The sequence below is a fragment of the Cupriavidus sp. 2TAF22 genome, assembly GCF_052115045.1.
In the GTDB taxonomy this organism is placed as follows: domain Bacteria; phylum Pseudomonadota; class Gammaproteobacteria; order Burkholderiales; family Burkholderiaceae; genus Cupriavidus.
Genome location: NZ_JBFRFX010000003.1, coordinates 31,715 through 47,848 on the forward strand (window position 1 = coordinate 31,715; position 16,134 = coordinate 47,848).

A 16,134-nucleotide genomic window follows, 5' to 3' on the forward strand; every position below is an offset into this window, starting at 1 on the left:
GTTCAAAATGCTCGCGGCCGGATTTGAAGTGCTGGAGGTTCGATATCGAAATCCAGGGCTAGTTGCGGCTTTTCCAGGTTGGGCTGGACGGCAGGCGCTTCCCTGGCATTGCCCTCCTTATCCAGCCTGGACTGGGCGGCATACCTGCGTTTGCGAAGCTTGTTGGAATCCATCGCGGCCTTGGCCTCAGCAGCGATTGTTCTGTACGTCTCCAAAACCGCGTGGGCATTCGCTTGGGCGTTGTTTTTGGATTCTTTCTTGGTACGGGCGCGAGCAACGCGGTACAGATCGCGACTGAGACCGTGCATGCGCTTATCCTTATTGGGAACAAGCAGGAAGGTATTTCTTAAAGGATCGCGAACCCATACGTGCCCCAGATCATCGCGGAAGCGCAAGTCCACCTTCGGTCGCTCGCCGAGACGATGCCGCAACTCAGCGAGGTCTTCGCAGTGGTACTGCTGGCTATCGACCTCCACGCCATAGTGATGCAGCCTTACGCTGGCTCGATGCGCGAGGATGCATTCGAGCGAGTCGAGATCAAGGGGAAGCCGAGGCGAACGTTGTGATTCCCCGTCTCTCCACACCTGCGCAGGCGTGCGACCGTTTAGGCCACAATGGGGACGCTGGAGATAGCGATCGACGATCCACAGGGCGAGCATTTCCTCCAACTTTGCAAGCGTGATGCATGCACGCTGCTCAGAGGGATAGTCGCCCCGCTGTTGCACATTGGAGAAGGTCGTTCCCGGTAGTCGATGGATGAGGTCCACGGCCAGTGTGCGAAAGAAGCGCTCCACGCCGCCCTTTTTCTCCGGACCGCGCGAGCGCGGAAATAGGACCTCAATTCCGAGCTCATTGAATGCGAGGATCAGATCATAGGCATGGAATTCCGCGGCATTGTCTGGCAGAAGGTATAGAGGTAGGCCGCGCGCTCGCCATTCATTAATCACCTGAGGGAACTTTTCGAGCCAAGCTTGCTTTGGGCGGATAGCGCGCTCGATGGTTCGAAGTACGCTCTCGGTGTTCGGCGCAGAGAGATGTAGTAGGAAGGCCATGACCATGCGGCTATGCCGGTCTATGATCACAGTCAGATATGGCCGCCCTATCACCTCGCCGGTTTCCGGATCTACGACTTGTATGTCGAGCAATGTGTGGTCGATTTCCCAACGGTCGAGTATCTTATCGATTTCGAGCTTTCCAATTGCGTTCCGATGTTTCCTTTTTGCAGCAAATTCCCCTTCACGCAGTCTGTCCACTTCGAACGGATCCAGCTTCGCTATATAACGCCTTACCGTCATTATTGAGGGTAGTTTGAGCCGATCTGCCGGTAGACGTCGCGCATTGATTTCCTGGATCCGCCCCCTGAACTCCTCGTAGAGATGAGCGACGGTCGGCCTTTCCGGTTGCAAGTAGGCGTCTTCAAGACATGGTGTCAAAATGTCTTCGATTTCCCCACGAATCGCGGCCATGCGCCCTTTCTGTGTGTGCTTTGGCACAAGGCGTACGACACACCTCGTCAGCCCGTACCGTGTGACCCACTTTCTGACCGTGGACGGACTCGGAGGTGTCCCATCTTGAATGGTGCGGGCAATGTCGGCGATTTGCTTTCTCAACTCGGTGTTGCCGGAAAGCCTCGCAGTGTCGATTCCTATTAGCGCATCAAGGTAGGCCCGCCGGCGCAAAGCTTCAGTGGAATGCTTCGTCGCAAAGCAGCTTAAATCTGGGGGTGCATTTGTCCTGAGGGGTACGGTATCGAGATAGGGCTGGTCGACGTCTATAGTCAGTTCCTTCTTGTCGTAGGCCAGGTAGAAATCGGCTTCTGACAGAACGACCGGCTCCCCGAAGTCGTCTTTGAATGCGAGACGGTGGTCCATCAATCTGTTGACAAGGACCAATCGTTTCCCGCGCAGGAGTACACACAGACGGGCTCTAAGCGAAAATGTCTGCATGTCGATGCCCTCCCCGGAGATAGATTGCAGAGTTGCTCGTGATTGGTAGGTCCAGATCGATGCCCACAATGCCGAGCCCCAGCAGCCTCCACGCCTCAAGGTCGCCCACCAACGAAGACAGATCTGCTACTGTTTCAAGCCGAGCGTTCATCAGGAAGCTTCTGAGATTGCTCGCGTCTGCGAGACTGAGCGGTTCGCGCCTGTGATACATCAGTTCAAGGATGTTGGCGGCTCGCGGTTGCATGCTAAGCACTGCATCGGTAACAACGCGAAACTCCCGTCCCATCGCTGCGAATTGAGCCTTCGCTGCTGCCATCCGCTTCGCAACTCTGGGAGACCTAAGACGAACCATCGGCTTAACTTCGACCCAGACGTCCTTACCAGTGGCAAGCTGGACATGCATGTCAGGGACGTAACGCTCCGTGTGATCTCCGAAGTCCAGCGTCACACGTTCCGGCTGAACCTCATAACTGCGCACCAAGGGCGACACTTCACAGAAGCGCGCAAACATCCCTTCGAGCATTGATTCGCAAGGCGTGGGGCGACCGTTTTTTATTGACGGAATGTATGTTCTGAAGTGGTTCGACCGCCGAGTAATGACTTTACGCACGGGCATGCAACTCTCCCTTCGGGCATACATTTTCTCCCGCACGCATCTGCAGCGAATCCAGCTTCGCGCACGCATGCGTCAGTCCAACCTCCGCATGAGCATGGGCCGGTCCGAAGGACAGCGATCCTGAAAATCTGCGGCGGATGCCGCTTTCGAGCCCTTCTCGACTGTGGGGCCGTCGATCGCGTGGCCGAACGGTTTCGCGCGTTGAAATGCGCTGGGATAAGTGCGTCTTGAAGCAACGGATGCTCGACATCGAAGGTCCTTTTTCCGGGGTGCACGACACCAACCCGACTACCGTTGGCTGTCGGGAAATGGGCGAGCGCTACCGCGCGAAGGCCTCATGCCGACCAATTTTTGGCGACACGAATCCCTCCGCGGACGGCTGGCAATGAAAAGGGCTTGACGCTTGGGACGGGACGTTGGAGACTGGAGGTGCGAACCGGCGTCTCTATGAGGCTCCGACCCAAAAGCGCTACGGGCCCATGGTCTGTGGCGCTTTTTCTTTACATTCTGGTTTCTCCTTCCAACGGTGATGGCCGGAGGCTACGGCGTCGATCGCATACGCCAAAGAACGCAGCCAAGATGCTTTGCAGGGAATCGGTGTCTGCTTCACCAAGCTGGGGCAGTTCGCGCACTAGTTCCTGCACGATCTCGTGTTGAGCACGAGTAAGTTCTTCTGGAAGCCTAACAGTGCGCTGAGAAAGTCTGGCGGCCATCACAAGCTCATACTTCCCCTCCCGGGTCAGAGACAGTGACTCCGCTATCCCTTCCAGAAGCGCCTCTCCCTTGGGCCGCTTTTTTCCTGTCTCGATGGCTCCAAGATAGGTTGAATCGACCCCGACGCGACGCGCCAATTCGGCCTGCGTGAGGTCAGCTGCCAATCGATGCTGTCGAATGAATTCGCCGAGCGCGGTCATTACCCAAGTCGCCTAAAGGAGGTCACTGAGCTGTCAAGATACCGGGACCGAGACCGGAACGCAACAACTCCTTTTAAATCAAATACTTAGGCAAAAAAGAATATTAATTTTGCATTGAGAGATGGACCAATTTCTATTTCTGACCGGTTTGCCGGCAGTTTTATTGCGGAAACACATGGATGCTCACAGCTCAGGCTTGTAAGGGTTATGCTGACTCCCCGTACGAGCGCGGTCGGGCCCGGGCAGCAAAGTGCCGATCGACGCCAGCCTCCAGCATGCGCCGGCCCGCACTCCGCCCAGCTCCCGGTTCTGGGATGCAATCGCCGGCGCGGTTCGCTTGACGCACTGCTGCTCGCCTAACGACCGACTGCAAAGCGACCGTGCGACTCCTTCGCTGACTTCGCAGGAAGAACCGGCCGCGCAACCCTAATAAGTTACAAATGTCGCCGTGTGCTTTCGTCGATTGCCCTACCATGTGAGATCAGCAGCGTCGCCTAAAGCGCGCGATGTGGACCGCAGACTTGGAGGCAGACCAGATGCAGCAGTTGCGATGTTACGGCGACGATAGAAACAAAGGGTTCTGCGTGCACTGCGGCGGGCCAAGCGAAACCGTCGATCACGTCCCATCGAAAGTTCTCTTAGACGAGCCGTATCCGGAAAATCTCATGGCGGCCCCCGCGTGCCGCAAATGTAATAACGACCTTTCGATCGACGAAGAGTATCTAGCCTGTTTGCTCGAATGTGTCATCGCCGGGGACACCACACCCGAAGAACTGCACAGGGCAAAGATTGGCCGCATCTTACGGTCGAACCCCTCGCTCTTAGCCCGCTTGCAGCGGGAACGGACGGTTGGCGCGGAAGGCCCCGTCTGGGTAGCCGAGAACGACCGCGTGAGTCGCGTCGTCCTCAAGTTGGCGCGTTGTCATACCGCATTCGAGTTCAACGAGCCACAACTCCACGAACCATCATATCTTGGATTCAAGCCTCTGTCGGTCATGACGGCAGGCGAGCGCGCCGCATTCGAAAGTGGCGACGATGCGCTTGATGTTTGGCCAGAAGTCGGGAGTCGGGCGATGCAGCGGATGCTCGTCGTCGGTACCGATGCTTTCACCGAGGGATGGCTGGCCGTACAAGAGGGGAACTACCGCTTTCGCGTCAACCATGCTAACGGATTAGCAGTGAAAATCGTGCTTCGAGAATATCTTGGCTGTGAAGTCGTCTGGGACTGATCTGACGAGAGTCTTTGTCTTGGTGGTTGGGTTGCGAGGTAACGGGTCAGACAGGTGAGACCGTTTTCGTATCGACTAGCGCCTGCAAATGATCAAGCAGTAACTTGGGAACCTGCCCACCGGTGAGGAGCACGCCAGCTTCCATGTTCTGCTCCATTGCGTGCCCCGTCAGATTGGCGCTGGTGATGAAGCACATGTCACCGTCGGCAACGGCGACTTTGGCGTGAACCCGCCCGCCCGCAAACGAGGCCGCTCGTTCACGCCAAGCATAGAGCTTCGCGGAGGGAACCAGCGCCCGCATCTTGCCGATCACGTCGAAGGAAATGCTGCCACCGTGGTCCTGCGACGATTCGAGCAGCATCGAAATGCTCACGCCACGTGCGTTCGCGTCGTTCAGTGCCTTAACTATGGTCGAGACATCGTAGGCAACGAAACTGGTAACGAATAGAGTTTGCTTGGTCGCGCCAATGACTTGCAGTAACGCCTGTTCGGTTCGGCGCGCGGAGACGAATGGCGTCGTCGGCCCCGTCCACACGAGTTCGGTGGACTGGTGCTTTGAAGCATTTTCGGACGCGTGACTGGCGGCGAGCAGCATTGAGGCCAACTCGCTGCAGCCGATCGACGTGGCTCGCCACGCATCGGCGAGCCGTTCGACGACGATCTTGGCTGTAGCCGTGCCAACGACATCGGACAGTGTGGCGTTCGCCTTCACGTCCCCGAGCTTCTGAATCCTGCCCGCCAGTGCGCGAACCTTCTCCGGCGAAACAAGACAGACCACGGCTGTGATGGCTTCCAATAGTCTTTCCATGTCACAGTCCCGCAAAGAACGCTGCATCCCCTCGGTCGAGGGTCTGCACCAGCAACGATCTGTCGAGGTAACGGTTGCCTCTTTCGCACGAGGTCTCAGCGACCAGGCTGCACGCATGGCAGGCCGCCGCGTGCAACGAGCGGTCTTTGGCCGGATCATGTTCCGAGCACAGCGGATCGGATGAGCAAATTTTCGATCGGTTCAGCGCCTGACGGAGCAAGCGACCGAGACTTTCCGGCTGGCCCAGGTCGACAAGGCCACCCAGCGTCCCATCGGAATCGGCTGCCGCCGTGTAGATTAGGATGCCTGCTTGGGGACTCGCGTCCGACACGTCCGCGTAGATGCGTTCGCGGATGCTCGCCGCGTTGTAGCCGCACTCCAGCGCCAGTTCGCGGATGAGCAGATGTGATAGTGTGTGGAGCATGGCGTATCGGATGCCAGGGTACCCCTCGTTCGGATCGAGGTGGCGCGAGTTGCGCCATCCGCGATGGCCGCCGTCGAGCATTCCGTTCACTCGCTTGACGCCATCCTGCACTTCCCACGTCCGCAGGGCCGTTTCATCGAACTGGATGAAGATGCCCTCGCCGTGAACCTGATTCGCGGGAACCCAATCCGGCTTGCGGCGCGCGAGACCTGCCCTCTGCGGGCGCTCGTTGGGATCGCTCGTCTCCTCCGGAGGTTCCACGCGCGTGAAGCCCAACAAGGCGTTGACCTCGCGCAGCCTCTCCAGCAACAGCACCCTGCCGATGTGCTTCTCGAAACCTAATGGCGTAGCGACCTTCTTGCTCATAAAGTGCGGATAGTCGGCAGGCGGATTGGCGGCCGTGAGCACTTCCCACTCCGGCCCCTTAATATCGGCCTCGCCGACGATCTCCTGGCCACCACCGTTTCGATGGGCTTCGATGGCTGCCCAGATGTCCGATGCCGAATGTTTTTCGATGCCCGGAAGTCCACCTGTAACCTTCAGCGTTTGAACCACGATCGGCACCAAAGCCTCAGCCGTGACACCTTGAAAGATCGCCCATCCGTCCCGAATCAGTTGGCCGAGCGGGTCTTTGGCCTGCGGGATGGCGAGCGCGGACAGGGTGATCGGGAACCAACTGTTCGTCGAGCCCAGCAGGACTGCACGCGCTTCCTCGTCGCACTCTTCGTCGAAATGGTCGAGATGCGGATGCCTGCCTCGGCAGCTTGGCAAATTCTCCTTCCCGGCCTTGCCGAAGGCTTGGGCAAGACTGCGTGAGACGCCTCGGCAATGCACATTGTCACCGTCACATCGGACCCAGAGGTTTTCAGTCTGTAGTGAGGCACCGCTCTCGAAGAACCTGAGCGACCCATTGCAAGGGCTGTTGCCGCCGTGCACGAAATATCGCCAAGGGAAGTCGTCGAGGTGGCCATCGCGGCAGGCCAAAAGAAAGCGAGCCGGAACGGCGTCGGCGTCCTTCGCTGGCTGCTCGCCCTTCGAGCCACGGCATCCCTTGTGCAAGAAACGGGTTCGCTCCGGCCGGAAGCGGTTTTCCTTAATTTCGAACAGTCCCGCATCAAAAGGCGACAGCAAACCGCACTTCACGCACCGCATCCAGCGCGGGAACGGGCGCACTGGCACACCAATGTTCGCCTCTGCCGACCACGGGTCGACAAGTTCGCTCTTCTGGAATGGCGGTACGCGTAGGTTCTCCACCTGCGGTCCGAGCACCTTGCGGACCGCGGCGAGCAGGCGCGGCTCGCCGATGGGCTGGCACCGATCCTTCTCCCACTGGTCGATGCCCAATGTCACCACCGAGAGACTCGGCAGGTCGATCAGCGCGCCCGGCCCGTATGTCCAGAGCAGTTGACTGGGGCGGACTTCCCCAACGGGTATTCTATTCGTGGTCATGGTCAGTCCTCGTCATTCAGCATCGGACGCGGCTTCCACCCCTGGTCGTCCGAAATATGTCCCGTATTCATGATCAGGCGCACGCCAGGCTCCACTTCGCGCATCGACATCGGTACCGTCCAGTTGTCCCACGCATGGATGCCTGGTGACTTGATCAGGGCGACCATCGTCGCCGCCTGCGCGCCGCGTTTTTCGTAGGCCAGCGTGCGACCGGGGACGCTAACTTCCTTCGCCCATTCGTCCGCGCGTTCCTTTAATTCACGCTCGGCCAGATTCTTGATGGTGGGCGTCTCACCGACGTTCCAAGCACGCCGCACCAGCACGTCGATTGCTTTGGTGATCTCCGGGTTGTCGGACTTGTTCAGCTCTCCTGCACCCACGTTCGGGCTGAAGGCATCGTTCTCCAGACGCATCAGGGAGAGGAGCGCACCGGTCAGCCCTCGATCCATCGCGCGCGGCGAGAATGGCGTCACCGACTGCGCTTCCACATGCTTGTAGAAGGTCGCGTGGTAATGCTCGAAGGTCTCATAGTGTGAGAGATCACGCGGACGCGCCCATGTGAGCACTGTACAGACCAAACCTGGGAAAGAACGGCCCACGCGACTGGTCGCTTGGATGTATTCTGCGGTCCCTTTGGGCTGGCCATTCACCGCCATCAGGCCCAAGCGATTCACGTCCACGCCGACCGACAGCATGTTGGTTGCCAACACCACGTCGATCGCTTGCAGGTCATCCTTGAGCCATTTGGTTTCGTATTTGCCTGTGACAGCGTCAAACTCCGACTTGAACTTAACTTCAAGCTGGTCGAGATATTTGGGTATGTCTTGGCTAGATACACGAGAGGTCAACTCACTGATGTTTCGGACACTGCGCTGTGCAAGCGCGGGGCGTTCGACCATGCTCATTCGCACGCGGTAGGAACGTGTCTGCACGTCGTCCTCAGCCAAGCGCCGCATGCCGCCCAGCTCGCGTAGCGAGTTGAAGTAGCCGACCATCGTCATGTACGGATCGGCGGGTTCACCGAAGCGGTCGAACAAGGCTTGGGCTGCGGTCAGGAAAGCGGTATAGACGCGAATCAGCATCGCAGGGCGCGAACTACCAGGCGAGCACACGCCCAGATAACGCCGTCCGGGTTGATCGTCGATCAGGCGTTGCACCGAGAAGTAGTTGTCCTCCACGTCCAAGCCGTGCGGCGGGAACACCGATACGCGTCGCATGAACACGTTGTTGACCTGCTCCTTGGCCTTGCGCACCGTCGCCGTGGACGCGACGATCTTCGGTTTGACCGTCTTGCCATCAAGCATCCAGCCGCACAGCTCATCGACGGCGGATTCGTACAAGCCGACCATTGTGCCTAGCGGGCCGCTGATGAGATGAAACTCGTCCTGGATAATCAGATCGGGCGGTCGAATCGGCGCGACGATTCTGACCTTGACCGCAGGCAGCCCTTTCCCGGCGGTGTGATTGCCGGTACAGTCTGCCTCGCGCCACAGCAGGCCGTGGCGCTCGCATTCCTGGCTCACGCGACCGAACAACGTGCGCACCTGACCGCGCCACGCCATCATGGCGAATTTGTCCACGGTGGCAATCATCATCGTCGGGGGGCGGTGGTAAATTTCCTCGTCCACCGTAAGTACCGGGATGCCGGGATGCGAGAGATTGCTCGATCTGCCGCGAGAAAATGCGCAACTACTCTTCTTGTCGCCGCAGTAAACCACTGTTCGGCCACGATCCCTATCAACAACAACATCCTTTCCAGGATCGATCGCTGAGCCGCACCAAGGACAACTGGTGAGCTGAATAGGTGAGGTACGTCCTGCCTTGTTCTTTCCTGAATCTCGCAGGGCTTGAATGGCATAGTGGCTTTCTTCGGTCGTACCCGGCGTCACCTTGTTGCCGACCCACAGCCCGATGCTGAAAGGCTCCTTGCCGAGAGACTCATCACCTTGTACGAGTGCATCGCGTCGGAGCTTTTCCATCGCGCATATCAGGGCAGTGGCGCGCTGGAACTGCTGCAGAGTCAACAGGCGCAGGGTGTAGCGCATGATCACAGCCAGACCGCGCGAGCCGTCATAGCCGCCGAGTTTGCCTTGCAGACGGCGGATCGCCATCGTGAAGGCCGCCACGCCCAGGTAGGCTTCAGTCTTGCCACCGCCGGTGGGAAACCACAGCAGATCGGCATGGGCCTCCATCGGCTGCACGCGATCCGGATGCGTTGGGTCTGCCAGCGACGGAATCGACAGAAGGAGGAATGCCAACTGGAACGGACGCCAGCTTCGGTTCTTCGGCAGGTCGAACTGATCGACCGTCACGTCCCGGCCACGCCGCACTTCAAGCGCGTACTGGCCGCGCACGCGCTGGATGGCCATCGCCCGGTTGGCGAAACGAAAAGCCTCCAGCGCCTTTTCGTCGTTCTTCAGCGTATCGATGCCGTGCTGCAAGCGCGATTGGATTTCCCGACACCGTTCCAGTGCCTCCGCCGCTGACGTGTCATACCCAATCACATCCTCGCCGATGCGGTCCCGTTGCTCGGCAATCCACGCCAAATAGTCCTTCGTCAGCAAGTTCAGGGCGGCGACCAACTCATCCACGCCAAGCGTGGCGAGGCGCTGCATGTCGAGCAGACCGCTCGCCACCATCTCCCTCATCGCTGCTCGGTCGGAGGGGTCAAGGCCCGGCGTCTCCGTGACCTGCACTTCGTATTGCGGCATAACGGTGGTGCGCACCTCGGTGGCCAGCGTCACATCGTCCGCCGTCTCGGCGTGGATGGCAACTCCATGCCCAACCGCGAACTCCACGCGGTTGCGGTAGATCATCTCCAATGATTCGCGCTCCGGGTCATTCCCGTCGGCATCCAGCACGGGGCGGCGGCGGAAGATGTTCCGAGACGAAGCCTCCCCTTCTGCGCGCACGATCAATTCTGGCTGAAACAACCACGCGGTGTCGCGGTTGGTGTCGAGCTCCTTCTGAGCGTTGATCAGGAACAGCGTCACCAATCGGTCGCCGTTGGCGTTCTTGGCTCGGATGGAACCCTGTATCCGCACCGCCGGCCGATTTGCGTCCGGTGCCTGATGGCGAATCACGCCCTCGGTGAGCGGCAGCATCAGCTTCCCGCCGCAAGGAATGCGCTGCCAGACCTTGGCTTTCTGTCCGTTGGGTCGCGTCAGCTCGTGTTCTTCGTTGGACACACGCTCGTAGCTGCCCCAACGTGCCTCAACCTCAATGCATTCGACGTCGCCATCGACGCAGAAGGTCATGCCGAAGCTGCTTGGCACCAGGGATTGATTGCTGGCTGCGTCGATCTCGTCGGTGGAGTCAGATTCCGGCTCCACCCGCCCGGTCGCCGTGCCGAACTCGGCCCCCGGTTCATGCTGGCCCGGCACGATTGGGTCGGTGGGTTCCTCCAAATCGTCTTCAGCCAGGGGGCCTTCCAGCCCTTCGATGCCACCCTGAGCATCGTCGCGAGGTGCCAGCTTGCCGACCAAATAGCGGTCGCGCACACTCATGTCCACGATGCGCTCATGCGGGCCGCCAGCCGGGCCGAGCAGGTCGTCCACCGCGGCCAGTTGCAGCAGTTCGCGGATGTAGGCCCGATCTTCGACCGGCAACACGCCATCGACGGTTTGATGCAGCGCCGTGGACAAGGCTGCGACAAACTCGTCCCACAGGATGCGCCTAACGTTCCCCAACGACGGCGGGGCCAGCGAAACGCTGGCGAGCGGCACTGGGTCATCGGCGGTGGACAGCCTGTCGAAGAAGATCGTGGTGGTTTCGAGGTCGGAACGAAGCTGCAGCACCCGCCCGACACGGACGATCGCCCCTGCGGCGTTCAGGACAAGCACCCAAGCGTCCTCTGCGATGTCCTGATACAGGGAACGATCGCCTTTCAAGACCAAGGTGTAGGGCCCGAGCCTACGATCGGCGCAAAGACCGTGATCGACGGCTATCCACGCGTTGGGATGGCCGGTCATCTCGATGTTCGAATCACTTTTCATCATCGATCTCCATACCGTTCCGTTTGATCGACACGTTCCCTCGTGCCGTGGGCAATTGGCTCAATGTCACGATGTGGGACGACACGGGCAATGCTCTCTGCATCCTCCGTTAACCCGAGCGCCACGCCCAACCTGCCGCCTGCTCCGATTTGTCGCACATTTCCAGAGGCTGGATTCAATTCGATGAGTCGGAAATGTCTCGGAGAACTCGGTCGCTGCTCCACTCGTAACCTCACTTCTCCTTGCACCGCCTCAATGGCTTGGCGATACAGGACGCAATTCGCCCCCCCGCCAGTGACGAACATCGGCAAGCCCTCGCGCCACGCCGCACTACGCGGGTCTCCCCGTACATTGGTGCGAGTTCCCTCAATGACCCCAACAATGCAGCGAACGATTTGTCCCACGAACTCCTCATCAACTGCAATGACCTCGTTCAGAGGTTTGCCATTTCGTTGCCCGAAGTCCTCGGCAGATTCGACGGGCGCTGCGTCGTTCCACGAAAGCTCAAGGTCGAGTCTGGAATGACGGGAGTGGCGCAGATAGTGAGTTCCGAGCGGGCGAACTGCAGAAAAGAAGATTGGAATGCGCGGTGGAGACGCTCGATCATTTTGCAAGACGATATTGAAGGTCGCTACATCAAGGGTGGCCGCACCGATGTCGATCAGCGCATGCAGCCCTTCCTTCACCTGCGAAGACCCAAGATACGCCGCAATTTGGGCGACGAACTCCGGAACGACACCTGGTTCTGCCTCGAGGTCTGTGTCGCACTCGACCAAGTTCCATGCAGCCACAACATCCTGCTCTTTGATCTGCTCTTCCGCAGCCAACAACCAGGCCGTTCGAGCAATGCGCCGAAATGCCTCAATGACCTTGGGGTTCTCGTGCGGCTTGGTGGGGCAACCGATATTCAGTTCCCAGCGCAGCGAACGCCCGACGAGTTTTCGACCGATCTCCGTATTCCGGTACAAGAATGCTCTCGAGTATCGGATGACCAACGCCAGGTACGCCACGGTGGCTATCGGGCACTCATCCGATCCGGCCATCTCTATGACCGGGAGCTTGAGATTCCCTTGGATATCGGTCTCAGTGAACCGCTTCCAACCGTACACGCCATCTGGCGCACGAACGACGAGACCGGGCACCACATAGCGCCCAGTCTCTGAATGGTCCCCTGTGACAGGAGACCATTCCACGGGTGCCAGATCAATGCCCGCTCGAATCGCTACTTTTGTAAAAGCAGTTCCGAAATCCACCCCGATTCTGACGGCCATGGGTGTCGATCTTCCGCCCCGATGCTCAGGATGCTGCAACGATCTACCGACGGCACTCCACTCGGGCATGATCAAGGAACAGCCACCATCGATGTGAGGTCTGAAGGGTGGCGGCAATGACCTGCCGGGTCGCACCGACGGCTTGTCGGCAGATGTCCCGACATTGTCCGATGTCGCGAATTGCTGGACGGGCTTCCCAGTAGATGGGCTCTTCGGGATAGTACCGTCGCCATTCAGCCAGGAGGGTGCCGGCTCGAACTCGACCTCGGATTGCTCATCTCCTCGTTCTCTGCCACGTGCCGACTCGCGCAACCTCACTTTGATATCCCGCAGTTGCTCTTTCCAACTCTTCATGGACGATCTCCCGCCCGCACCACGTCCACGAGCAAGACGCAGATATCACGCGTTTCAGCCGAAAAGGCTTCGCTCTTACGTGCCAGCGTCGCTCGGCGGGTGTCCATCCGGGCCAGAAAATCCTCCATCTTCTTGCGCTCTGCGTTCGCCAAGCCCTTGCGTCGTTTTCCGTCCGGACTACTCCCATACAGTGATGCATAGTATTCGTGGCTGTTGATCCGCCTCTCGAACCCCTCACGCTTCTTGCGAACGTGGTCGTCCAATAGCTGCGAAAGCACGTCGGTGCGATCTCGGTTCTCGCGCCATTTTTCATCCTTGATGGCCTTGTACCGACCCCTGAGTGCTTCCTCAATTAGCTCTGCGGCCATCACCCCGACATCAGGAGGGATATCGACCGCCGCCGTCGGCCAGTCGTCGCCCTCTTTCCTGACCGAGTCGAGCAAGGATTCCGCCAGCCGATCGTCGAGGGGGAGATCACGGTCGAGTGGAACTGCAGCGACAAGGAGATGCTCCTCCTCCTTGACCCCGGAGAAGCTTGCCAATCGGGTCATCAGTGCATATCGGCCCACCTTGACGCCATCGGCGGCGACTCTGGCAGCATAGAGAGGAAAGCGATCTTCTTCCCCCTCAGCTTTACGCGACAGGAAACGAACTATCGGATGAAAGCGATGGACAATCTCTTCGCCTGGCTTGGGCTTGTCGGTGATCCTGTCGGTGAAGCGACAACGCTTCGTCTGACCGGAGGCAAGGCCAGTCTTCCCGACGAGATTCTCCCGTCTCACGAACTCATCCAATTCTGCAGCAACGCTGGGACTCAAACCGATGTCGAACGTGTCGGAATCACCATGCGCCGCAAGGAAGCGACAACCGGGAGCATTCCTGAGGGATCCAGCGACGTAGCGGATCAGGTCATGGCGGGTGACGATCTTTCCATCGCCGCGCGCCGCTTCGATCTGCGCCAGTAACTGCTGACCGTGGGCCACCAGCTGGATCGCCTCTCGTTCCAGTTCCTCCTGTTTTCGCTTGGCATTTTCGATCGCAAGCGCCACCTCCTCGATCAAGCGTGCCTCTTCGTCGACGGTCAGGTGTTTCGACAATAAAACGTTTTCGAGCTTTCTGACTTGACCGAGAATTTCCTCCGTTTCCCCCAAGGTGCTCTCGAAAACGCCAATGCGCTTGGCCAATCTCGCGAGAATCAGCGCATCGATCGTCTCCTTGTGAACGAAGTTCCACACCAAGATGCGCTTGGACTGTTGGCCGATGCGATCGATACGCCCGATACGTTGCTCGATGCGCATCGGATTCCATGGCAGATCGTAGTTGACGACGAGACGGCAGAACTGCAAATCCACACCTTCGGCAGCGACGTCGGTGCAGACCAATACACGGCAATTCCGATCCTCGCGAAAACCGGAGACCACGGCCTCCTTGTCGAAGTCAGCGCCACCCATCAATAGCCCAGCTTCCACGTTTTCGGCGGAGAGACGCTCGACGAGATAGCGCGCCGTACCGCGAAAAGTAGTGAACACGATCGCCTTGGCTTCTCGATCCTCGGCCATGAATCGCTTGAATGCTTTGGAAAGCTCGGCAAATTTCGAGTCGTTCCTGCTCAGATCACCAAACTCGAACTGGCGCAGCGTTCTGCTCGCCAACCAGCGTTTGAGGCCCGATGTCCTTTCCGCCAGCTTTTCCTCGTCTTCATCGAGTTCGTCCATCGTCGCAGCCATTGCATCGGCATCCAGCCCGTCGTCGCGCCAAGTCCGCAACAAGGCAGCCGGACTGGAGGCAACCATACGCTGTGGCGTGGAGAGCAAGAAACCGTGCTCAATGCCATTGGCCAGTGCATACTCTCGCGTTCCTTCGGTGATCGCTTGATAAAGCTCTCGCTCCACGGGCGACATCTCTGCCTCGAATACGGTCGGGTCACGCAACACTCGATCAGACTGTACTTCCCGTTTGCGCGTGCGGCTGATGATGTGCGCAAGCAAGTTGAGCCGTTCGAGTTTGGCTGCGATATCGATGCGCCTGTCATTCGTCCATTCCGTAACCGCCTCGGCTTCTTCGATCAAGCGATCGACACGCTCAGATCGCTCGAACCATCGTGACGACTCGATTTCGCGGATTGCCGCCATGATTTGGTCGGCATCGCTCGTCGGGTCACGCACGACGTCACTCGCTGCAATCACCGGGCGATTGGCGAGGACGACGTTTCGGAAATCCTCCGGATACTCGAAATGATCTGGGTCAAGCAACCGCAACACGTTGAACAAGTCGTCTGAGCCGAGATTGATCGGCGTCGCCGATAGCATCACCTGGTGCGTGCTGACATCCCTAAGCAAGCTGCCCGTTCGCCATGCGCCGCTTTCTTCGTTGCGCATGTAATGCGCTTCGTCGAAGATCACCAAATCCAACAGTGATTCTTGATCGGCATGTTGGTAGAGCAGGTCGGCAAGACGGGCGCGAACCGACCGCTTAGGCTTGTCGCTGTCGGTGGCATCCCAATCACTCGGAACCCGGATGCCTTGGTAGCTGACGATCCATGCGCGTTCCCGATGCTCGGTCGAATCCAGTTCTTGCAGCAACGTTTCCGCATCGACGACACGAGCATCCAGACCGAAGCGTGACGAAAGCTCGAACCGCCACTTCTCCCGAAGCATGGCGGGACACACCACTAACAGTCGGCGCATGTCGTAGCGGGCGCGAAGTTCGGTCCAGATCAATCCCGCCTCGATCGTTTTGCCCAGACCCACTTCGTCCGCGATCAACAGGCCGTTGACGGGGGAATCCAGTAGGGTCAGCAACGGCTTGTATTGATGCGGGTAGAAGTCGGTCTGCGTTAAACCCATGGCATATACGACGTTCGCCAGACGCCCGGCCAGATGGATATGCGTCAGCAACTGGCGCAGATCATCCACACGTCCATATCGTCCTTTACGGATCAGCTCCAGAGGATCGTCACCGCCTGCATCGGCTGCAACTAATTCCTCCTCATAGTGCCAGTCCAGGCGGCCATTCCAGTTCACGCGATACTGAGAGCCGGAAGTGCGCGCACGAGTCTGATCGGTGATCGTGCCGATCTTGGCCGGATCATCGATATGACGAACGAGTTGTCCTGGATTCCATGGCAT

Annotated in this window: 10 protein-coding genes; 2 read left to right on the forward strand and 8 right to left on the reverse strand. The window is 58.9% G+C overall.

Translation table 11 applies throughout. The features are described 5' to 3' along the window. Window positions 1-2: 2 nt before the first annotated feature. Entirely contained in the window at window positions 3-1,871 is a 1,869-nt protein-coding gene (locus AB4Z48_RS04925) for an integrase (protein ID WP_441612762.1), read from the reverse strand. A gap of 55 nt (window positions 1,872-1,926) precedes the next feature. Further along, the gene (locus AB4Z48_RS04930) at window positions 1,927-2,562 is read right to left on the reverse strand and encodes a TnsA endonuclease N-terminal domain-containing protein (protein ID WP_441612763.1); all 636 of its coding nucleotides are present in this window, start codon (window positions 2,560-2,562) and stop codon (window positions 1,927-1,929) included. 239 nt (window positions 2,563-2,801) lie between these two features. Here AB4Z48_RS04930 and AB4Z48_RS04935 point away from each other — a divergent pair, with 239 nt between their 5' ends. After that, window positions 2,802-2,951 carry a hypothetical protein gene (locus AB4Z48_RS04935; protein ID WP_441612764.1) on the forward strand — a complete coding sequence of 50 codons (150 nt, stop codon included), beginning with the start codon at window positions 2,802-2,804 and terminating at the stop codon, window positions 2,949-2,951. A 111-nt stretch (window positions 2,952-3,062) separates the two neighbouring features. Here the strand turns inward: AB4Z48_RS04935 and AB4Z48_RS04940 are convergent, their stop codons facing one another. Beyond that, a complete protein-coding gene (locus AB4Z48_RS04940) occupies window positions 3,063-3,476 on the reverse strand; it encodes a helix-turn-helix transcriptional regulator (RefSeq protein ID WP_441612765.1) in 414 nt (137 codons plus the stop codon). Window positions 3,477-4,012: 536 nt separating this feature from the next. On the opposite strand from AB4Z48_RS04940, the gene AB4Z48_RS04945 reads away from it, so the two are divergent. After that, complete coding sequence (locus AB4Z48_RS04945; protein ID WP_441612766.1) at window positions 4,013-4,705, forward strand: hypothetical protein; 693 nt, start codon at window positions 4,013-4,015, stop codon at window positions 4,703-4,705. A 46-nt stretch (window positions 4,706-4,751) separates the two neighbouring features. On the opposite strand, the gene drmC is transcribed toward AB4Z48_RS04945, so the two are convergent. From drmC to drmD, 5 genes are all read right to left on the reverse strand, one after another. Further along, window positions 4,752-5,513: a DISARM system phospholipase D-like protein DrmC gene (drmC, locus tag AB4Z48_RS04950; RefSeq protein ID WP_441612767.1), complete on the reverse strand. Its 762-nt coding sequence runs from the start codon at window positions 5,511-5,513 to the stop codon at window positions 4,752-4,754. Window position 5,514: 1 nt separating this feature from the next. Continuing rightward, window positions 5,515-7,386, reverse strand: coding sequence for a DrmB family protein (drmB, locus tag AB4Z48_RS04955; RefSeq protein WP_441612768.1), 1,872 nt, complete (start codon window positions 7,384-7,386; stop codon window positions 5,515-5,517). Window positions 7,387-7,388: 2 nt separating this feature from the next. Next, window positions 7,389-11,384: a DISARM system helicase DrmA gene (gene drmA, locus AB4Z48_RS04960; protein WP_441612769.1), complete on the reverse strand. Its 3,996-nt coding sequence runs from the start codon at window positions 11,382-11,384 to the stop codon at window positions 7,389-7,391. Further along, complete coding sequence (locus tag AB4Z48_RS04965) at window positions 11,381-12,652, reverse strand: hypothetical protein (RefSeq protein ID WP_441612770.1); 1,272 nt, start codon at window positions 12,650-12,652, stop codon at window positions 11,381-11,383. Before AB4Z48_RS04965 ends, drmA begins: the two co-directional genes overlap by 4 nt. Window positions 12,653-13,002: 350 nt before the next feature. After that, window positions 13,003-16,134: a DISARM system SNF2-like helicase DrmD gene (gene drmD / locus AB4Z48_RS04970; protein ID WP_441612771.1), complete on the reverse strand. Its 3,132-nt coding sequence runs from the start codon at window positions 16,132-16,134 to the stop codon at window positions 13,003-13,005.

Bases quoted from the DNA above. Each gene is read 5' to 3' on its own strand.
- AB4Z48_RS04945 (WP_441612766.1), top strand. From the start codon at position 4,013: ATGCAGCAGTTGCGATGTTACGGCGACGATAGAAACAAAGGGTTCTGC.
- drmB (WP_441612768.1), bottom strand. From the start codon at position 7,386: ATGACCACGAATAGAATACCCGTTGGGGAAGTCCGCCCCAGTCAACTG.
- drmD (WP_441612771.1), bottom strand. From the start codon at position 16,134: ATGCCATGGAATCCAGGACAACTCGTTCGTCATATCGATGATCCGGCC.
- drmA (WP_441612769.1), bottom strand. From the start codon at position 11,384: ATGATGAAAAGTGATTCGAACATCGAGATGACCGGCCATCCCAACGCG.
- drmC (WP_441612767.1), bottom strand. From the start codon at position 5,513: ATGGAAAGACTATTGGAAGCCATCACAGCCGTGGTCTGTCTTGTTTCG.
- AB4Z48_RS04940 (WP_441612765.1), bottom strand. From the start codon at position 3,476: ATGACCGCGCTCGGCGAATTCATTCGACAGCATCGATTGGCAGCTGAC.
- AB4Z48_RS04930 (WP_441612763.1), bottom strand. From the start codon at position 2,562: ATGCCCGTGCGTAAAGTCATTACTCGGCGGTCGAACCACTTCAGAACA.
- AB4Z48_RS04935 (WP_441612764.1), top strand. From the start codon at position 2,802: ATGCTCGACATCGAAGGTCCTTTTTCCGGGGTGCACGACACCAACCCG.
- AB4Z48_RS04925 (WP_441612762.1), bottom strand. From the start codon at position 1,871: ATGGACCACCGTCTCGCATTCAAAGACGACTTCGGGGAGCCGGTCGTT.
- AB4Z48_RS04965 (WP_441612770.1), bottom strand. From the start codon at position 12,652: ATGGCCGTCAGAATCGGGGTGGATTTCGGAACTGCTTTTACAAAAGTA.